Annotated in this window: 21 protein-coding genes and 1 tRNA gene; 14 read left to right on the top strand and 8 right to left on the bottom strand. The window is 45.0% G+C overall.

Features of this window, described 5'->3' with window-relative positions:
* Positions 1-57: 57 nt before the first annotated feature.
* On the bottom strand, positions 58-378 hold the full coding sequence (locus tag QUB24_RS16235) for an ATPase (RefSeq protein WP_333154192.1): 321 nt from the start codon (positions 376-378) through the stop codon (positions 58-60).
* A gap of 206 nt (positions 379-584) precedes the next feature.
* Here QUB24_RS16235 and QUB24_RS16230 point away from each other — a divergent pair, with 206 nt between their 5' ends.
* From QUB24_RS16230 to QUB24_RS16210, 5 genes are all read left to right on the top strand, one after another.
* Entirely contained in the window at positions 585-1,118 is a 534-nt protein-coding gene (locus tag QUB24_RS16230; RefSeq protein ID WP_333154190.1) for a hypothetical protein, read from the top strand.
* A gap of 28 nt (positions 1,119-1,146) precedes the next feature.
* Complete coding sequence (locus QUB24_RS16225; protein ID WP_333154188.1) at positions 1,147-2,367, top strand: hypothetical protein; 1,221 nt, start codon at positions 1,147-1,149, stop codon at positions 2,365-2,367.
* A 40-nt stretch (positions 2,368-2,407) separates the two neighbouring features.
* Entirely contained in the window at positions 2,408-2,605 is a 198-nt protein-coding gene (locus QUB24_RS16220; protein ID WP_333154186.1) for a type II toxin-antitoxin system HicB family antitoxin, read from the top strand.
* Positions 2,606-2,896: 291 nt separating this feature from the next.
* Positions 2,897-3,952: a hypothetical protein gene (locus QUB24_RS16215; RefSeq protein WP_333154185.1), complete on the top strand. Its 1,056-nt coding sequence runs from the start codon at positions 2,897-2,899 to the stop codon at positions 3,950-3,952.
* An 819-nt stretch (positions 3,953-4,771) separates the two neighbouring features.
* Positions 4,772-5,440, top strand: a complete 669-nt coding sequence (locus tag QUB24_RS16210; RefSeq protein ID WP_333056576.1) for a DUF3318 domain-containing protein — start codon at positions 4,772-4,774, stop codon at positions 5,438-5,440.
* Positions 5,441-5,571: 131 nt separating this feature from the next.
* Here QUB24_RS16210 and QUB24_RS16205 read toward each other — a convergent pair whose 3' ends face one another.
* A complete protein-coding gene (locus QUB24_RS16205; RefSeq protein WP_333154183.1) occupies positions 5,572-5,721 on the bottom strand; it encodes a hypothetical protein in 150 nt (49 codons plus the stop codon).
* Between the two features lie 115 nt (positions 5,722-5,836).
* Here QUB24_RS16205 and QUB24_RS16200 point away from each other — a divergent pair, with 115 nt between their 5' ends.
* The 3 genes from QUB24_RS16200 to QUB24_RS16190 all read left to right on the top strand — a co-directional run bounded on the left by QUB24_RS16200 (position 5,837) and on the right by QUB24_RS16190 (position 9,250).
* Positions 5,837-6,835: a sugar transferase gene (locus QUB24_RS16200; protein WP_333154181.1), complete on the top strand. Its 999-nt coding sequence runs from the start codon at positions 5,837-5,839 to the stop codon at positions 6,833-6,835.
* 547 nt (positions 6,836-7,382) lie between these two features.
* Positions 7,383-7,820: an ATP-binding protein gene (locus QUB24_RS16195; protein WP_333154180.1), complete on the top strand. Its 438-nt coding sequence runs from the start codon at positions 7,383-7,385 to the stop codon at positions 7,818-7,820.
* Between the two features lie 161 nt (positions 7,821-7,981).
* The gene (locus tag QUB24_RS16190) at positions 7,982-9,250 is read left to right on the top strand and encodes a WcaI family glycosyltransferase (protein WP_333154179.1); all 1,269 of its coding nucleotides are present in this window, start codon (positions 7,982-7,984) and stop codon (positions 9,248-9,250) included.
* Between the two features lie 388 nt (positions 9,251-9,638).
* Here the strand turns inward: QUB24_RS16190 and QUB24_RS16185 are convergent, their stop codons facing one another.
* The gene (locus tag QUB24_RS16185) at positions 9,639-9,914 is read right to left on the bottom strand and encodes a BrnA antitoxin family protein (RefSeq protein WP_333154178.1); all 276 of its coding nucleotides are present in this window, start codon (positions 9,912-9,914) and stop codon (positions 9,639-9,641) included.
* Positions 9,877-10,152 (bottom strand): BrnT family toxin, encoded by a 276-nt coding sequence (locus tag QUB24_RS16180; RefSeq protein ID WP_333154177.1) that lies wholly within the window; start codon positions 10,150-10,152, stop codon positions 9,877-9,879. The genes QUB24_RS16185 and QUB24_RS16180 overlap by 38 nt, the downstream gene beginning before the upstream one ends.
* Before the next feature lie 214 nt (positions 10,153-10,366).
* On the opposite strand from QUB24_RS16180, the gene yqeK reads away from it, so the two are divergent.
* The 5 genes from yqeK to QUB24_RS16155 all read left to right on the top strand — a co-directional run bounded on the left by yqeK (position 10,367) and on the right by QUB24_RS16155 (position 13,405).
* Entirely contained in the window at positions 10,367-11,002 is a 636-nt protein-coding gene (gene yqeK, locus QUB24_RS16175; protein WP_333154176.1) for a bis(5'-nucleosyl)-tetraphosphatase (symmetrical) YqeK, read from the top strand.
* A 137-nt stretch (positions 11,003-11,139) separates the two neighbouring features.
* On the top strand, positions 11,140-11,559 hold the full coding sequence (gene rsfS / locus QUB24_RS16170; protein ID WP_333154174.1) for a ribosome silencing factor: 420 nt from the start codon (positions 11,140-11,142) through the stop codon (positions 11,557-11,559).
* A 2-nt stretch (positions 11,560-11,561) separates the two neighbouring features.
* Positions 11,562-12,071: a CGLD27 family protein gene (locus QUB24_RS16165; RefSeq protein WP_333040353.1), complete on the top strand. Its 510-nt coding sequence runs from the start codon at positions 11,562-11,564 to the stop codon at positions 12,069-12,071.
* Positions 12,072-12,254: 183 nt separating this feature from the next.
* On the top strand, positions 12,255-13,208 hold the full coding sequence (locus QUB24_RS16160) for an asparaginase (RefSeq protein ID WP_333154172.1): 954 nt from the start codon (positions 12,255-12,257) through the stop codon (positions 13,206-13,208).
* Between the two features lie 120 nt (positions 13,209-13,328).
* Positions 13,329-13,405, top strand: a tRNA-Met gene (locus QUB24_RS16155).
* A gap of 242 nt (positions 13,406-13,647) precedes the next feature.
* Here QUB24_RS16155 and QUB24_RS16150 read toward each other — a convergent pair.
* The 4 genes from QUB24_RS16150 to QUB24_RS16135 form a co-directional block, all read right to left on the bottom strand.
* Complete coding sequence (locus tag QUB24_RS16150) at positions 13,648-14,916, bottom strand: transposase (RefSeq protein ID WP_333154170.1); 1,269 nt, start codon at positions 14,914-14,916, stop codon at positions 13,648-13,650.
* 191 nt (positions 14,917-15,107) lie between these two features.
* Positions 15,108-15,296: a DUF2949 domain-containing protein gene (locus QUB24_RS16145; protein WP_333154168.1), complete on the bottom strand. Its 189-nt coding sequence runs from the start codon at positions 15,294-15,296 to the stop codon at positions 15,108-15,110.
* Positions 15,297-15,530: 234 nt separating this feature from the next.
* Positions 15,531-15,914 carry a hypothetical protein gene (locus tag QUB24_RS16140; protein ID WP_333154167.1) on the bottom strand — a complete coding sequence of 128 codons (384 nt, stop codon included), beginning with the start codon at positions 15,912-15,914 and terminating at the stop codon, positions 15,531-15,533.
* Positions 15,915-16,494: 580 nt separating this feature from the next.
* Positions 16,495-16,731, bottom strand: coding sequence for a hypothetical protein (locus tag QUB24_RS16135; protein WP_333154166.1), 237 nt, complete (start codon positions 16,729-16,731; stop codon positions 16,495-16,497).
* A gap of 144 nt (positions 16,732-16,875) precedes the next feature.
* Here QUB24_RS16135 and QUB24_RS16130 point away from each other — a divergent pair, with 144 nt between their 5' ends.
* A complete protein-coding gene (locus QUB24_RS16130) occupies positions 16,876-19,764 on the top strand; it encodes a PAS domain S-box protein (protein WP_333154165.1) in 2,889 nt (962 codons plus the stop codon).
* The last annotated feature ends 94 nt before the right edge of the window (positions 19,765-19,858 follow it).

Genomic DNA, 19,858 nt, shown 5'->3' with positions numbered 1-19,858 from the left:
ATGGTTATCAAATGGGATCGAAAAATCAAAAATAAAGGCAATGCTATTTTATCCGGTTTAGCTGCGTAGCAGCTTATTAGTTTCTACAAAAGCTTTCCAAAATGGCAAAAGTTGAGAAAATCGCCAGCGTCGCTCTAACGCAGCCCGAAAATTTGTTTTATTTAGTTCTTCACCTAATACATCTGAAAGTAGCTGCCACAACCGGAAGCCAACTTCTTTAACATATATTTCAGAGCGATGATGATGCCTAGCAATTTCTTTATATTTTTGATTGTCCCACGCCCCCCGCAATATAGCCTTTTGCAGATTATCTAGGTGTTTGCCCGTCATGGCAAAAACCAGATGGTCAGCAAATTCTAAGATTTCTTCAACATCCATCGGTCAGTTGGAGGTAAGTTTTTCATTCTATTATAACATAACTAAATATAACTTTTTCCAACTCAACCAACTAAATCCAGCTTTTTTCAACTAAATTCAAAATAAAATACCTACTTTATCCAACTTTATATGACTTGACAGGGAATACGTTCACCGCCAAAATTAAAAGTAGTTAATATTTGTTAATAAGTCGTAAGGAGCTATCTGTGTCTTACTTATTAATCTATGGAATTCTTGCCTTTTGGGTATATAAGGATTCACTAAAAAGAAAAATCGATCCAACTTTTCCTTGGGCAATAGGAAATTTACAATTGGGTTCACTTATATTGAAAAAGCAAGCGATAGTTCCTTGGGCGCTTGGAACTTTTTTGTTAGGGCCGATCGTATTGCCGGTTTACATCGCTAGACGACCTTTAATGGTTGGTGAAGTGCGCGAGGGTGGCACAGCTTGGAATATTCTGAAAAGCTTTGCCATTTTCTGGACAGTTTTTATGTTTGCCTCGCTAGTCTTAACTATAATAGGAGTTGGCAGCCAAGCTTCAACAGAAGCAGAACAGGCAGGAGTAGCGATCGGAGCTTTCCTTTCCTTGATTCTGTTCTGGTTCTTTCCAGTCACAGGGGCACTGATACTGGGACTCTTCTTAAAGAAGTCAAGTATAGTTGAAAGAGGTCCAACAGGGCGTTTAGCAACCGAGACAAAAGAATATTTGACATCTGAAGAAAGCGCTGAAAATAAATAATTTAGTTCTCTTTAACAAAGGAATTCATATGAGCGACGAGCCTAGTCAGAATTTAGAGGGTGTGCCTGCCAGCGAACCCGCGATCGCCTCAGTTACTAATGTTACCAATCAAGCCGACAGCCCCTCGATCGATTCAAATAGTCAAATTAAATTAGAGCAGCAGGTAGTAAATGAAAACGCGACTTATGCTGAAAAGACCGACCGACTAAAAGTCCTAACTAAGTTGCTCAAAGCAGTGACCCCTCTAATTTGGGCGGGTGTTATAATTTTGGTAATTATACCACTTTTAGGTAACTGGATAATTTCACAGTCGGTAACTTCTAACCGCTCATTATCATCTCCAATATCAACAGTTACGGTTCCCGCCCCTCCTGACTTGAGCAAAGTTAACCTAGAGATTCAAGGTGCTATTAAAAAATCCCACGCTCTAGCTGAGAATTTTGCTTCTAAAGAGTTAGATACATGGGAAGGAGAATTAAACGGGCGCGTCGATAGCTTCTTAGATTGGTACTTTGATTATTTTAATCAGAAAAAAATGGAGTTTGCGACTCCTTTTAAGTTTATTGTTTCTGCTGTAACTCATAAATTTGATATGTCAGCAGCATCTCAAAAAGTTGCTGAGAAGTTAACTGAAGATTTTCAAAGAGAATTTGCTAAGCGGGTACTGGTTCCCAAACTTGCACAAATGAGATTGGAGTCAATCTGTACAGAAACCACTAACTTGTATATCTCGGAACTTGGCAATAACATTAAAGGCATTCCAAGCAGTTATAACATCCCTCAAGGAGAGTGGGAAAAGTATCTGAATGACATTGCTGTAACCATTAATGACACGGAGGGTACTCTATCCAATTTTTCGTTAAGAGTATTAATTGGCGGTGGCGGTTACATAGTCGCTAAGCCTTTACTTATTGGATTGGCAGGCAAAGTAGGAAGTAAAGTTATGACCAAGTTTGCTGGAAAGGCTGCGGCAAAGATGGCAGCAAAAACTGGTGGAACCGTTGCCGGTCAGCTTGGGGTTAGTCTGATAGATCCTATTGTGGGTGTAGGTATATTGATTTGGGATATCTGGGATTACGATCACACAGTCAAAGTAGAAAGACCGATTTTGCGTCAGAACATTTTAGCGTACTTGGATCAAGTTAAAATTTCACTGTTAAAGAACCCCGAAAGTGGCATCATGACAGCCATTAATCAGTTAGAAGTAAGTATTTTGAAGGGGATTCAATCTGCCCCTGATACATTGTAATTCAAAGATGAAAGTCAAGCTTAAATCTCTAGATTATTAGTTGAGCCTGAAATATGCTATCAGTTTTTATCCAGAATCTGAAGGTTATACAGCCATAATAAAAGACCTTCCGGGTTGTATGTTTGTGGGGGAAACTTTGTCGGAAGCGACGGAGAACATTGAAGAAGCTAGGGAATTGTGGGTAGAGACTGCTTATGAGTACGGCGAGGAGATTCCTTTACCTGCGACTGATGTTTAGCATAAAGGACGATCGAGTTTGAGGGAGGGTTAAAGGGCGATTCCCTTCGGGATAGCTTCGCTTCACGCTCTTTTATTTTTTTATGAACCGCTGATGCAGGCAGATTAACGCAGATTAACGCGGATGAAGAGTGCGCTCGTACTTTTGAATCAATTCCCTTTGGGGTAGCTTTACTCGCGCGGACTTTTCCCCAACCTTTCCAGAATCCCAGGCCACACGCCCGTAACACGATCGCAAGTACGATCGCCTATAATCGAAACTAGCCCAACTCTCATCAGTTGAGAAACCGCCATGAGTCAAGACAAGGAAGAAATTAGCTATTCAGAGAAAACAGAACGCCTCAGAGTTATCGGTCAGTTTATCAAAACTGTGACACCGATGATTTGGACGATCGTAATTCTCGTAGTCATCATTCCCCTATTCGGTAACTTTCTAATTTCCCAGTCACTAACAAATACCGGAACCACAGCAGTTGTAGTCTCGCCGCCACACGATTTCAGCAAAGTCAACCAAGACATAAAAAACGCCATCCAAAAATCCCATATAACAGCCGAAACTTTCGCCTCAAAAGAATTGGACAAATGGGAAAGCGAAGTAATTGCAAGAGTTGACAATAGTTTCCTCGATTGGTACTTTGATTACTTCACTCAAAAAAAGATGGAGTTTACCGTACCTTTTAATTTCGTGAAATCTGCCGTACTCAACAGATTTGATATGACAGCAGCATCTCGTGCTGTTTCCGAAAAATTAACTGAAGACTTTCAAAGAGAATTTGCTAACCGCGTGCTGGTACCCAAAAACGCTCAACTGCGATTTCAATTAATCACTCAAGATACTGCTAATTTGTATATATCAGAAGTTAGCAAGAATGTGAAAGTAGTTCAAAACAATTATAATATACCGCAAGTACAGTGGGACAAATATCTGAACGATATTGCCACCACAATTAGCGACAAAGGAAACGTCTCGAATTTATCATTAAAAGTATTAGTTGGCGGCAGTGGCTACTTAGTGGCTAAACCCTTAATTTTGGGAGTAGCAGCTAAAGTTGGTAGTAAAGTTACCGCAAAAGTTGCCAGCAAAGCCGCCGCCAAGGTAGCAACAAAAACAGGCGGTACAGTTGCTAGTCAGTTGGGAGTAAGTTTAATCGACCCGATTGTCGGCATCGGAATTATCATTTGGGATTTGTGGGATTATAATCACACAGTCAAAGTAGAAAGACCGATTTTACGGGCACACATTGTAGAATACTTGAAAGATGTCAAAAAGTCCCTGCTTACAAATCCTGAAAGCGGAATTATGGCAGCAATTTATCAGTTGGAAAGTGGTCTTCTCAAGTCACTTTAATCATTGAGCGTTGCTTAATAAAGGTATGAATTAAATAGTTCGTAATTGCCATAAGCCAAGTAGGGTGACTTTTTTAGATTCCGAAAAAAATAATTTATACCGTTAATCAGCACCGTAAAAAAAAGATAAGATAGAGGAACAACTAGAATAGTTGCAAGATTTTAGCGCCTATAAAAATATCATAAAATGGAAGAAAGGGCAAGCTGTTTAACTCAGATTAAAAGGATTTAGTTATCTAGAAATAGAAAAACGATTAGAAGTTTCAACAACTTTTCTGGCACAAACTCACAGAAAATACTTAGCCGGGAATCGCGGAATTCAAGTTAAAATATCACGGTTAAAAAGATTTCCGCAACGCCTCGACTTCCTGTCTCAACCAGAAAACCAAAATCTATCAGAAGTAGAAATATTTTTTATGTGAAGTTATGATGTAATATTTAAATCATGGTCAAGTTACTATAGAATATTGAAAGCGGTTAATTAACCGGGCACACAGCCAAGGTATAAAAATGGAGAAAACAGCGATAACTTATTCACAAAAAACGCTATTTTGGCAGAGAAAGATGATCAAAGCCGAAGCCAGAAATAGCAGTAGGATAACTGGTACTGTATCCCTTAGATGAGTGTCAGTCCCTCGCTCAAATACTCCAAAGGAAATGATCGAGTCGGCAGTTGCGATCGCCCCCTGAGACTAAAATCAAGTAAAATTGCAAGTATTGGTCGATCGACCCCCGTTACTCGACTATATTTGGATTCAAGGTTTGCTATACTCCAGAAATAGACACATATTAACCTTTGGAAAATCAATAGGCCGGAGCTATGACATCCTATGCAACCTCTACAGCAAGAGCCGAGATGAGTGAGATCCGGCGCTTGAAAAACATACTGCCCCCAGAACTCCAAAGTTGGGTAACAGTAGAAAAAACAATAGAAGTTAATCCTACCCTGATCCGCAGCGAAGAAATAGGCAAAGACCAGGTAGAAATCCAAATAGACCTGATCCGCTGGGAACAGCTAGCAATGGATCAGCGTAACCTCCTATTTTGGCACGAAGTCGCCAGAATCCAAAACGACACCATCCCCAGAGACGGTTGGGAAATGGCAGCCCTCGCCATTGGTTTAGGCGGCGCCGTCGGCGAACTTTGGGTGCAAGACGGCTTGCTGCTGTTATTAGCCCTATCCCTGTGCGGTGTCTCCGGCTGGAGACTTTACCAAAAAAACAACGGAGAGAAAAGTTTAAAAGAAGCAATAGACGCCGACGAAAAAGCCCTCGCCCTAGCCACTCGCTTCGGCTACACTCTCCCAAACGCCTACAAAAGCCTCGGCAGCGCCTTAAAAACCTTAATCGAGCAAACCTCCAAAAAACAGCAGCGGGCTAAATACGAAGCTCGCCTCCAAGCCCTCAAACGCAACGCAGCCAAAGCCAAAGCCAAAGTCAAACCCATCACCCGCGAAACCTCGCAGTCAGAAAACGTCTACAATTCTTAACCTCATCCCCCGACGCTTGTTACCGGGGTTTTCCAGTTAACGGTTAACTGTTGACTTCTGTGTTAGCTGTTAACTGTTAACTTAGGTGGCTATCCGGTGCAAGAGATGCACGAAAATTATTAACGACAAGATTAATCAGCCTGAATCCACAAAAATCTTGATTCCGATGTCAAAGTTTGGCAGCGACTGCGTTCAAAAATCTTTGGGCCAAAACTGGCTTTGGTAGACTTAAGTCTATTTTTGCCTTTGATATCATTCTCGGCGGGCGAGTTTGGAGGCATTTTTGTAAAGTTTGTATAAAGCTAGCCTTTTGTTAACCATAATATTTGGTAAAGGTGGAGCTGCTAGGACAGAATAGGCTAAAGACATCAGCTTGAAATTTGAAACTAGGACTTCATGGTCAGTCACACCCCAGAGGCAGATTTTCGGGTTACTTACTTGGACGAGATTCCCTCAGTTCACATACCCGTGCGCTTGAGCGTACTTGAAGCCGTAAACTTCAAGACAACCTGCCAGCAACTTTTTTCGGGAAGCACCGTTCCCAGCAAAATTGTCCTAGACTTCAGTCAGACGACATTCATAGACAGTAGCGGGATAGGTGCTTTAGTCAGCAATCTGAAATTTGCCAAACAGCGCGGCAGCGACTTGGTGCTCCGAAGCCTCAAGCCGCAGGTGATGGCAGTATTTGCTCTCACCAGCCTAGATCAAGTGCTGACGATCGAGCAGCCCTCTGCAACCTCAACTCCCATAGAGACCAACCCCTCGGACAATCACCTACCGATGACCCACCCCTCAGTGCAGTCGTGGGTGAAGCGACTGATAGACATTGTTGGGGCAATAGTCGGTTTGATGATTACAGGAATTTTGTTCGTACCCATAGCAGCAGCCATCACTATCAACGATCCAGGCCCGATATTTTTCGGTCAAACCCGCTGTGGGTGGATGGGCAGACAATTTCGGATTTGGAAATTTCGATCGATGTGTACCAACGCCGAAGCCATGAAAGACCAAATCAAAAACCAAGCTTCTGGCGCATTTTTCAAAAATGACAACGACCCGCGGATTACCAAAGTCGGGCGCATCTTACGCAAAACCAGTCTCGACGAACTGCCGCAGTTTTGGAACGTGCTCAAAGGCGAAATGAGTCTAGTCGGCACCAGACCGCCAACGCCAGACGAAGTTGAGCGCTACGAAGTCCCTCAGTGGCAGCGTTTGGATGTCAAACCCGGGATGACAGGGGAATGGCAAGTCAACGGTCGCTCTCAAGTCCGCGATTTTGAAGATGTCATCCGTTTAGATTTAAAATACCAACAAAACTGGAGCCTGATGTATGACTTGAAACTAATTGTTAAAACTGTAACAGTCCTGTTTAACAAAAATAGTGGCGCTGTGTAGGAGCCCTCAACAACCCAGCCCTGAACTTTCAGGTGCTGTTGCCGACGGGCGGCGGGAACTCAAACTTGATACTTAGTCAAGCAGACGATCGCTAGCGATACCTACGTTAGCATTAAGTGTTAAAATTCACACGCCCAGAAAATGCACAGCTAGTTGCCAGCTCTGGAATCAGAGCATTAATAATTAGCAATTAGCCAGTTCGAGGTCATAATCGAATGAGCCCAGCATGATTTTCGAGGACGAGAAGAACTCACCTGTGTTTAGAAAAGTAGCGACTCCTAACACGGTCGAAGCTTAAATCACTGCCTCCCAAGCTGACTCGGAAATTTTCCCTATTTAAACGCCCTACCGAGGCGGGTTACAGTATCAGAAGTCTCTCATTTGCTGTGCGAGTAAATGGTGCGAAAGGAATGCTCACCTTGAGGCAAAACGGGCTTCTTCAACTCAAGCTTGACTTAACTAATATGTTGCCAAGACCTTGCCCTCCTTTTTATCTCCCTCCGGCGCTGAGTACAGCGGTGGTGGGGGCCGACCAGGGGGAAGAAAGATGAAAGACAAGCAACCAAAGGCTGAGCCGCACATTCAGGTTGAAACAGACCTGAATGCTTTAACATCCGTTTTGGAATGGTTGGAGAATATCGTTTTGCCCCTGTTGCCAGCGGATTTCTGGTGGCAGTGCCGGCTGATAATCAACGAAGGCTTTACAAACGCTGTCCGCCACGCTCACCAGAACTTGCCCCCCACGACGCCCATAGACATTGAGGTAAAAGTGTTTGCCGATTACTTAGAAATTAGGATTTGGGACAGGGGTCAACCCTTCAACTTAGAAGCAAAGCTGCACTCGATCATGCAAGAGCAGCGCGATCCTTTGGACAGAGAAGGAGAAAGGGGACTGGTGTTCATGTACAAGCTCACAGACGACCTTCGGTATATCCGTACCGACGATCGCCGCAACTGCCTGGTAATGCGAAAAAACATTAGCTGAGGGCGCGATATCCGCCCGGTAAGGGCGGCTTCTTTCGCAAGGAGTGGAAGATCCCCTCGCCCCCTATTGTCCTACCCGGAACCCAACCACATCCTCTGCAATTCTGCGGGTGCAGGCTTGATGCACGCGGCTGCAGGACAATTGGCTTCAAAATAAATATTATGCGTATTCTAATTTATTCCTATAACTACTATCCAGAGCCGATCGGCATTGCCCCCCTGATGACAGAACTAGCGCAAGGCCTAGTCAAGCGGGGCCACCAAGTCCGAGTCGTCACAGGAATGCCCAACTATCCCCAGCGCCGGATTTATCCGCAATATGAGGGCAAATTTTACCTCACAGAAGAACACAACGGCGTCACAATTCAGCGCAGCTATCTGCGCGTCAACGGCCCCCACCCCAGCCTCCTAGACCGACTTGTCCTAGACGGCAGTTTTGTCGTCTCCAGCGCCGTCCAAGCCTTCAGAGGCTGGCGTCCCGACGTGATTTTCTCGACAATGCCCCCTTTACCGATTTGCGTCCCAGTCGCCTTTTACGGCTGGATTCGCGCTTGCCCGATCGTCCTCAACGTTCAGGATATCGTCTCAGAAGCAGCCGTGCGCGTCGGCTTGGTCAAAAAAAACGGACTGCTAGTTGGCATTGCTGACGCCTTAGAAAAATTTGCCTACAGCACAGCCAGCCAAGTCAGCGTCATCGACAGCGGTTTTGTCAAAAAATTGCACTCTCAGGGAGTACCCCCGGAAAAAATAGTTTGCGTTCCCAATTGGGTTGATGTTAATTTCATTCGGCCCTTACCCAAGGAAAGTAACTCATTTCGAGAAACTCACAAACTCAAGGGCAAATTTGTCGTTCTCTATGCTGGCAATATTGCCCTAACTCAAGGCTTGCAAACAGTTGTCCAAGCAGCGGCTCGTTTGAAACACCTAACAGAAATCGCTTTTGTAATTGTGGGGGAATCAACAGCCTTGGCGCGCTTGCAACAAGATTGCGAAACTTACAAAGCTAATAATGTAATGCTGCTACCATTTGAACCGCGAGAAAAATTGCCCGAATTGTTAGCTGCTGCGGATGTTAGTTTAGTCGTACAAAAGCGCCGCGTTACTAACTTCAATATGCCTTCAAAAATCCAAGTAATTCTCGCCAGCGGTCGGGCAATTTTGGCGTCGGTTCCCGAAACCGGTACGGCCCAGAAAGCAGTGCAGCAAAGCGGTGGCGGGGTGGTGGTAGCGCCGGAAGATCCGCAGGCTTTGGCTGAGGCTGTTGAGGATTTGTACTTGCACCCTGCTAAGGTGGATGCGTTGGGCGAGCAGGGCAGAAATTATGCTGTGGAGAATTACGGATTTGAGGAAGCTTTGAATCATTATGAAGCTTTATTTGCGGCGGTGGCAGCGAGTCATGCGGAGAAAATATTGGAGCCTTTGCCGAAATAAGATAAGCGCTTGAAACCGCCCGTGCTTACAGTGGCAAAAGATGTTCCGAACACTACAGAACGAACACTCGTTAAGATAAACGCCCAAAAAATGAAAGACTGAGGATCGATCGATTTAATTCCCGAATATACCAGCACCGGAACTGTACCCGCAGCCTTCCAGACAGCCATTACTGGCCCGATTCAAACTAAAATAGCGATAACTGATAAAGGTTTTTGACGGCCAATAACAGCCATTTCGATTAAGCTTTTTAGCGAAAATCCCCTTTTCAGCAAAACGGCAATCTAAATTGCCATCGAAGCCAGAAGTGGAGCAACTATAAAATAACCTTGGATGGCACTGACTAAAAGTAGAATAAATGAAATAATTACAAAAAATAGCAAATCCATTATTGATGGGCTTTCATGTATTCTCTTAGTAAGGCGTTGATCTGGGTTTGATAACCACGACCTTGAGATTTAAACCACTCCAAAACATCACTGTCAATGCGTAAGGTAACTTGAGCTTTAGTCTTAGGGTTGGGCAAGCCTCGCCGAACTACGGCTTTAGCAAACATTTCAGGCGTAATTTCCGGGCAATCAGAGAAATCAATATCTTCATCAGTCATGGCATCTAGGCGTTCCCAATCAGTTTGAGATTTGCTCGAAGTAAATTCGTTGTTCATATTTAGTTGCTTTTCTAGCGGAAATAATGCGGGTATATTCCTCTCGTTCTGTATGGACAATAGCGACTACTCGCCCTTGCAACAAACCAAAAGTCACAAACCTCTGCTCCCCATAACTGAATCGTTCGTCCTCAACCGTAACGATTTCTCCATCAAAAACTAATGGAACGTCGATAAAGTCAATTCCATGTTTGCTAAGGTTGGTAAGACGTTTAGTCTCATCCCACTCAAATTCCATACCTTGATTGTCACTAGATATTGTAACTACAATTTGTCGTTACAGCCACTCAGTTTAACACATATTTGGATTGTTCAGCTAAAGCCGATCGCCCCCTTCGTCCCCTTCACTCCTCCCCATCCCAGATATCACCACACCCCTGCGTGCCCGACACCGCAGCCGATCGAAACAAAACGCTAAAATAAAAGACACTATACAATTTCGGAGTTAATACTTGGCACTTGCACCCGCGCGCGAAAACGTCCTAGCTTGGCTCTCAGACCGCGTTCCTGCTGCCCGCATCAAACACATCCTCGGAGTCGAACAAGTAGCAGGTGACTTGGCTCGCCATTACGGCCTCGACGAAGCAAAAGCCCGATCGGCCGGTTTGTTGCACGATTTGGCAAAATACTTCAAACCTCAACTGCTGCTGCAAATGGCCCAGAAGGAAGGTTTAGAGTTAGACTCAGTGTTGGAAGCACACCCGCATTTGCTGCACGCAGACGCAAGCGCGATCGTCGCCAGAGACGAATTCGGGGTGGTCGATCGAGAAATTTTGGACGCCATCGCCAATCACACCCTCGGCAGACCAAACATGAGCCAGCTCAGTTGTACCGTATTTATAGCAGACACTATAGAGCCGAGCCGGGGCAACACAGCCGAACTAGAAGCACTGCGCGAGGCAAGCTTGCAAAATCTTTATGCAGCCGTGTGGCAAACTAGCGATTATTCTCTTAAATATTTGCTAGAAACTCGCTGCTACATCCACCCCCGCACCGTACTTACGCGGAATTGGGCGCTGCAAATGGCCCGCGAATCGCCGGAAACAGGAAATTCGACCCAGAAGTCGATCGAACAAATCACAAGTTAAAAGTAAAATTTACCAGAAATCCTGTCCTTACTTTTGGCTTCAACCTAACTCCTATTTCCCGTCTCAAACTGCCAACAACCGATCGCGAAAACGCACCGATTCCCCCTTACCGTATCAATTAGGAAATTAAACACTTAATGTCTGATCTAACTCAACTCGAATACTCCAGGGCTCAGTCTACAGCAACGGACGGCACCTCCCCAGACGAAGCTCGCGGCCTGATCATGACCGTTGCCCAAGCAGCCGATGACCGCAAAGCAGTAGATATTGTATTGCTCCGCGTGTCAGAAGTATGCTTTTTGGCAGACTACTTTGCGATCATCACCGGATTTTCCAACGTGCAGGTACGAGCCATCTCCCAAGCGATAGCAGACCAAGTGGAAGAAGAGTGGCAACGCTTGCCACTTCGTACACAAGGCCTATCAGACGCTAGTTGGGTCGTCATGGACTACGGCGACGCGATCATTCACATTTTGAAGCCTCAAGAGCGGGAGTTCTACAATTTAGAAGCGTTCTGGGGACACGCCGAACGCATTGACTTTTCCCCCACGCCGTGAGGATGGCTAATGTGAAAAACGTTTCTGCTTCTATTTGTCCCGTTCCGCAAGAACAGCGACCGATCAATGAATACCAAGAACTTAAAGAATCCTGGTTTTTTAGCTGGGTAACACTCAATTGGCCAGGATACCTGGCAAAACTAGCTTGGGTGTGGGCTTGGAGTTGCTTGGTATCCGGGCCGATAGCTGCTTCTAGCTTTGCTCCTGTCAAGTATCCAGCTCAGTTTGTCCTCAGCGGTGCCGCCGGTGCCAGTTTTATTCTAGGATTAGCTTTGCTGCGACTCTACTTGGGTTGGTTCTACGTGCGATCGCGCCTTTCAAATCCCACGGTCGTCTACGAAGAGTCTGGCTGGTACGATTGTCAATCTTGGCCTAAAACTCCCGAAGTTTTGCTTCAAGACCAGTTGATTGTCAACTACCAACTAGAACCAATTCTCAGGCGTCTGCGGCAGACATTTTATGGTTTGACAGTGTTGCTGGTTGCCGGGGGACTAACTTGGAGTTGTTTGTAATCGGTTCGGGAAGGGAGTTTTTGAGTTTTGAGATTGCCGCGCACAGCCAACCTGTGGACACGGAGTGCATGAGTCAGAAACGATCGCAGAAAGATTAACTTTATAACTCTTAACTGGCAGCTCGCAACTCATAACTTCCACCGGCCCCAATCTAAAATCTAAAATCTAAAATCTAAAATTGATATGACAAGGGGAAAACGAACCCAAGCTCCCGAACTGGAAGTCACACTGCTGCGCGAAGGTATTGTAGAATCGAGGCACCGCGCCCAGGCCGCTGTTTGCGACAACCGCGGGCGCGTTCTGTCTGTTGCTGGTAACTCGGAAACGGCCTCATTTGTCCGTTCTTCACTCAAGCCTTTTCAAGCTTTGGCGGTGACGGCGACTGGCACTTTAGAACGCTACGAATTGACCGATCGAGATTTAGCGATTATTTGCAGTTCCCATCAAGGTACGATCGAGCAATCGCGACAGGTATTTAACGTCCTGTGGCGCTGCGACATTGACCCATCTAAACTTCAATGCCCCATTCCTGAAGGCAAAAAGAGCGCCCTGCAATACAACTGTTCCGGCAAACACGCCGGTATGCTGGCTGTCTGCCAGCAACTGCACTGGCCTCTGGACACTTATTTGCGCCGCAAACATCCTGTCCAGCAGCTTATTTTGGGCAAAGTGGCTGACTTGCTGGCAATGCCTGCCGAAGAGTTTATCAGCGCTCGCGATGACTGCGGCGCTCCTACCTATCTGTTGCAGTTGGGGCAAATGGCGTCTTTGTACGCTAAGTTGGCCTCCGGCGACAATGTGGAGATGGAGCGGATTGTCCGCGCTATGACTCATCACCCGATGATGGTTGCTGGTGAGGGCAAATTTGACACAGAACTGATGCGCTTGACTCAAGGGGAATTGGTGAGCAAGTCCGGCGCCGAAGGGGTGCAGTGCATTGGCCGCGTTGGCGAAGGCATGGGCTTGGCAATTAAGGTGACGGATGGGGGAAAGCGTGCTCAATTTGCTGTGGCGATTCACTTGCTCAAGCAGTTGGGGTGGATTACTCCGACGATCGCCGAAACTCTGGCGGAGACTTACCTAACTCTCAGTGACTTCAAGCGCTTGGAGGTAATCGGGGAAGTTTCGATGCTTTAGGGCGATCGAGACTCGCTCGCCGATTTCAGCAACCCCTCCCACAATCTAAAAAGTTTTTTTGATTTAGGGGTTGCAATTTTCAGAAAGATATGGTTATATTAGTAGAGAGACAAAAAGCGACGCGGGATAGAGCAGCCTGGTAGCTCGTCGGGCTCATAACCCGAAGGTCAGTGGTTCAAATCCACTTCCCGCCACCACATTAAACAAGACAAGCCCCGGCAGCCTAAAAGTTGCTGGTGTTTGTTTTATGCCGTCTGTTTGATGCCGAGTGCGATCGCCTCTTCGACAGATTGAAAGCAGTTTATTTTAGGCGGCAACAAAAATGAGGACACAGCGCTGCTGTGTCCCTAGTGTATATTTGTATTTTTATGTTTGAGAAAAAATAAGACCCACCCTCAACCTAAACACTCAACCCTATAGCTGGTAAAACTATAGTCATTTATTGCAATGACATGGAAGGCGTCAGCCCCTCCCCTTTCCGTTTTACTTTGAGCGGATTAACCCGCATTGGCCCAACTACGCAGCTCACTATCCCATCGCTAAACGCATTTGGGATTGCTTTTCTGAGGATATTATAAGATCCATTGATATCGGAATTAATTAACTGACCAGTCGATGTCTTATACAAACCTCGCTTGATCCGTTTACCCGTAAACATCGGCTCTTTCTCTGTTTTCCCATAAACAGGGATTAGGTCAAGACCCAAGAAGTTAGCCTGCGATGTGTAGGATTCTTCTTGTAAAATTACCTTGATCCCAACCAGTCGAGCTTTGTATTCCAACATTTCAATTAGTCGAGCATGAGGAATGCTGACAAAGTTTTGATTGGTTTGTTTCCCTAAATTAATCTCAGTCTTCCACTGTTCATTTTTGCCAACTACTAACGTTCCAATTTGTTTCGTCCTTAAAATGTCAACAATTAGGCGACTGGCATGATGTAAGTAGTTATCAATTTTTTGATGGCGACAGCGAGTCAATCGTTGAATGCGAGGTGAAGTTTTTCGATTTCCTTTTAATTGGGGTTGTAGCTGTGCCTTGCGCTTGTTGTAGAACTGATTAATTGATTTTAATGGTCGCCCGTTAATCAGGAGCGGGGTGAAACCCGGCTGATTTGAAGTTAACGCCACCAAGTTATTCAGTCCTAAATCAATGCTAGCTACAAAATTGTCGTCGCTGGCGGTGGACTCCTGTTCATCATAAATGACCTCAATTACATACGAATCGCATTTGGGAACCAACCTAACTTGGCAGATTTGATCGGGATTTACCTTGGTTTTAATTGAAAAATTCGTACCCGAAAGTTTAATAATTCCTTTCTTTAGAAATTTGCTACTAATTGCTTGAATCGTGTAGACGAGAATGTTTCGTCCTTTGAACTTATCTTTGTACTTCGGCAGTTTCGGGCGACCAGTGAATTTAGAGTCATCCACTTTGTATGCTTTAACCGCTTCAAAAAACGATTTCCAGTTTTTGTCCAATATCATCAAGATTTGCTGACTGACTTTAGCTGGCATTGCCTTGTACGCTTCATGAAATTTCATCAATCGATTCATTTCGTTGTAATTGACATAACCCCATCCATAAATAAAGTTCTGACGAATGACGTAATTGGCGGCATTGTAGAGGTTTTTGGATTTAAAGGCTAGTTCGTCAATTTGGGCGAAACGATGTTCCGTGGATTTAATGATGTGCCTCTCTGTTAACTGCATTTGAGATTTCCGTTCTTCAGGCTGTGCGTATTCCTTATTCAACACTCACAACATAATACCATTATTGTTTATAATTGCTTATAAACTCAATGAAGTTTTACAATACTTTTCGACGACCGCTTGTGCAAGCTTTATGTGTCAAAAAATTGCTATCCGATATCCATATTTTTCAACTCAGGATTTTTAAATTGCTAAGTCGGCTGAGCTTCCAACCAATCAAAAATCAGGTTTAACTGTTCCAGTGTCACTAACCCGTATTGCCACAGAACCATTGGCAGTTCGCTGGCATCTTGTTCACCGTGTCGGAGAGCAACGGCGATGGCAGAATTCGAGATCGCCAACTCTCCCCGCAAATAATCGATCAGTTGAGCCTTTCCCATCACCTTCACCGCCAGTTTTATGCGCTATTGTAAAGATATGTATCTAATCAGTCTGTATCGGAAGTTTAATTGGTCTAATTTTAGGTTCACAATAGAGAACCATGTGTGATGGAAACCGCACAAAACTGGTGATAAAACTCAGATAAAAAAGCGATCGCAGTCACAATAACTCCGAGCATCAAAAATTGGGTTCCGCGATCGCTCGTTTGCTTCACATCAATTTATTTAAAATTGCTAAAGTCCTAGCTGAAGCTGAACTCCCGCTTCTGTACCGCTGTCGGTTTGTTTTGGAGGTAAAGGATTTCCTTGACGCTGGGCGTCCGAAGGAGTAGTAATAAATTCCAATGGGCCCTCGATTTTGAGGCGAAATGTGTCGCCCAAGCTTCTTTCCCTTCTAGCAGAATTAGCCGCCGTTTCTGGTTCCCCAATCAAGTTTTGGTAGTCCGAGTCTAAGGTTCTGTCCTCCACAGTCCTCAACGAGTCCCCAGATAAAGTCGTTTCCGAATATTGGGGCGTTGGTTGCAGTCTTTGTTGGGCGAGAACCGCCGGGGTCAAACCGATAAAAATTGAGCTCAGTCCGAGAGCAGTGCCAAGAGTAGCAATAACTGCGTTCATCATCCATACCTCCGCTAGTTGCATCCTACTATGCTTATTGTACCGAGCCGGAATTAAGTTGCACTCTATCAAAAGTAGCTGCTTGTGGAGATATCAATTAAAGTTCCTGTGAAAACTTATAACTTTCGATCGCGCTATCTGCCCAAGAGAACTGACCAATAATTTCTTGATGGTACCCGCCACGTGATTTATCCGTGGAATCAATCCAAAATCCAAAATCCTTGCATCCTCAAGCCCCCGGATTTATCTCGCGCAAGTCAATCTAAAATCTAAAATCTAAAATCTAAAATCCAATGACGCAGCAACCGGGTTGAAACGCCAAAATACCTAATTTCAGGCATGAGTCAACCAAAAACTCGATTGGTTTCATTAGCGGGCGTCAGGAGTGGAAAAATAGTTACTGCTGGACGCACGGGCGGCGATCCATCGGTTGTTTTTCACGAAAATAGTTCGCAGCAGACCGCCAAAACGCTAAAAAAACCTGGTTTCAGATACCTGTTCAAAAAAAGAATGCTACAGCTTGCCAATTCTCAGCCCTTACAGAATCAGTCTTTCCCAATTCTTTAATTCTTGAATCTCAAATCTATAATAGTATGAGCGTGTAGAGTGAGTCCAGCATTGATACTGCATTCATCTCGATCGCCAATGTTCCCAAAGCTCCCGATCGCGCTAAGATGGCGGTGGCAGTCGTTAAAAACTCAGTTGCCAGGGGCAGATTCCGAGTTATTAACAGCACTTTGCCTACTAAAACCATCTCAACTTCAAAACCTGCGATCATCAAGTTGTACTTGACCAATAATTTCTTGATGGTACCCGCCACGTGATTTATACGTGGAATCAATCCAAAATCCAAAATCCTTGCATCCTCAAGCCCCCGGATTTATCTCGCGCAAGTCAATCTAAAATCTAAAATCTAAAATCGAATGACCGGAATGTTGTGGGTTCATAATAATTCTGCTTTACCATGCCAATCAAATATCTGACCGACCCGATTTTAAAAATGTCGGGCAAAGTGCCAATTCGCATCGTCCTTGTTGTGCCTTTTGCCCTCCAGACTTTCGCTGCGGTAGGGTTGACGGGGTGGCTGTCGCTGCGGAACGGGCGCATAGCCGTCAACGATGTTGCCGCACAACTGCGGGCAGAAGTCACATCGCGTATCCAGCAACATATTAATAGTTATATTGAAACGCCACACCAAATCAATCAGCTCAATCTCGATGCCATCCGTCTCGGCATTTTGAACGTGCAGGATAGTGATAGTTTGCAACGCTACTTCTACAAACAAATCAAAATTTTTGATAAAATTAGCTACATTCAATTCGCATCGGAAGAAAAAGATTTTATTGGAGTGGAACGCCTCGACGACGGCAAGTTGCAAATTCAAATTTCCAATCAATCTACTGGCTATAACTTTCACAGCTACGCGCCGTCCGAGTTCGGGGAACCAACCAAGCTATTAAAAACTACTCTCAACTACGACCCCCGCGTCCGACCTTGGTACATAGCTCCGGTGCGGGCAGGCAAACCGACTTGGAGTAAAGTTTATACTTATTTTGATGCTCCCAAACTAGCGATTACGGCTGCTCAACCAGTCTATGGCGATGATGGGAAACTGATAGGAATCCTGGGTTCTGACTTGACACTTTCCAAGATAAATCAATTCTTGGAAGGTCTAAAAATTGGCAAATCAGGACAGACTTTTATTATAGAAAGATCTGGGCAATTGGTGGCAAATTCTACTCTGGAACCGCCATTTATTGTTAGCAACGGCGTTCCGAAACGGATTATGGCAGCCAGCAGCAAGAATGTTCTAATTCGATCGACCGCCCGCTATTTGACAGAACGCTTCGGGGATTTGCACAAAATTGACAGATCTCGCCAGTTAGATTTTACGATCGACGGTCAACGGCAATTTCTACAGGTGACGCCGCTTTTAGACAGCAGGGGCCTCGACTGGTTGATTGTGGTGACGGTTCCTGAAGCCGATTTTATGGAAAGGATTAATGCCAACACTCGCTATACTGTGGTGATGTGTCTGGGTGCTTTGGTGCTGGCAACGGCGATTGGCGCTCTGACTTCTAGGTGGATTGTTGTACCGATTCGGCGTCTGAGCAAGGCTGCGGAGGCTTTGTCCCGGGGAGAATGGGACGGGATGGCAGTAGATTCCCGCTTGATGGCGTCTGTAGAGCGGGAGGATGAGGTCGGTGTCCTGGCTCGCTCTTTTAATATGATGGCAGCTCAATTGGAAGAGTCGTTTACTACTCTCGAAGATCGGGTGGAATCTGCGATCGCCGACAAAAATCAATTAATTATTTCTCTGAAAAAATCGCAGCAAAAACTGGCTCTCCATCTTCACCAAACTCCTTTGGGAGCGATTGAATGGAATCTAAACTTTGAAGTAGCGGAATGGAATTTGTCAGCGGAAAGAATTTTTGGATACAACCGCTTGGAAGCTATGGGATGCCACGGAGTCGATCTCATAGTTCCTGAAAATGCTAAGGAGTATGTCAGGCAACTATCTATAACTTTGCTCACTAATAAAGGAGGAATTAGTAGTATTAACGAGAACATCAGAAAAGACGGAAAAATTATTCTTTGCGAGTGGTACAATACGACTTTGGTTGATGCTGATGGCAGCATTATCGGGGTGGCATCGCTGATTCAGGATGTGACTGAATTTCACAATGCTGTGGGGCAGTTGCGGGCTAGCGAGGAGCGGTTTCGCCAGTTGGCAGAAAATATTCATGAGGTATTTTGGATTAGAGAACCCAATCAAAAGCAGCTAGTTTATGTGAGCCCTGCTTGCGAGAAAATATGGAATTTGAGCTGTCAGAGTTTGCAGTCAGAACCGGAGGCTTTTTGGGATGCTATTCACCCCGAGGATCTCGATCGCGTCAAGGCTGCTTTTGAGAAACAGGTGCGGGGCGATTATGATGAGGAGTATCGGGTAGTGCGATCTGACTGTTCAGTTTGCTGGGTGCGCGATCGGGCTTTTCCAGTCCGCAACGAAACAGGGGAAATTTACCGCATCGTCGGTATTGCTGAAGATATTACCCAGCGCAAATTAGCAGAAGAATTCCAAAAAGTCGCTCAAACCGCTCAAGCTGCAAACCAAGCCAAAAGCGCCTTTTTAGCTAATATGAGCCATGAATTGCGAACTCCCCTCAACGCGATTATTGGTTACAGCGATATGCTCAAAGAAGATGCAGAGGATTTAGGCTGCGAAGATTTTATCCCCGACTTGCAAAAAATTCAAACAGCGGGCAAACACTTGCTATCTTTAATTAGCGACATTCTAGATATTTCTAAGATTGAAGCGGGGCGGATGGAACTTTACTTAGAAACTTTCAACCCGGTTAATTTAATTGACGAGGTAGTTTCTACTGTCAAACCCTTGATAGATAAAAATTCTAATAAGTTTGAACTTGATTGTGCTGACGACTTGGGAATGATGTATGCTGACCTTACCAAAACTCGTCAAATATTGCTCAACCTGCTGAGCAATGCAGCCAAATTTACGGAACAGGGCACTATTAGCCTCTGTATTGAAAGAGTTAAACATGACAGCTTAACCACTCAAGAAGTAGCCGAACCTTCCGACTCAATTATTTTTCGCGTAGCTGATACGGGCATTGGGATTCCCCCCGAACAATTGCAGCATTTATTTCAAGCATTTATGCAGGGCGACGCATCAACTACGCGCAAGTATGGCGGCACGGGTTTGGGATTGACTATTAGCCGTCACTTTTGCGTGATGATGGGTGGCGATATGCACGTTGAAAGCGAGTTAGGTTGCGGTTCGGTTTTTACTGTGTGCTTGCCGGCCCGCGTTGAATTATTGGTCAGCAGTTAGTCTGGCTATCCGGGACGCAATTGTTAGACAAGAAACCAGGTTTATTGACAAAAAACCTACGCTTTTAGATAATTTATGAGCAATAAACCAAGGT

The organism is Microcoleus sp. B9-D4 (genome assembly GCF_036705105.1).
GTDB lineage: Bacteria > Cyanobacteriota > Cyanobacteriia > Cyanobacteriales > Microcoleaceae > Microcoleus.
The sequence above is the reverse complement of the archived record's forward strand: the minus strand, read 5'-3'. Positions and strand labels throughout refer to the sequence as shown.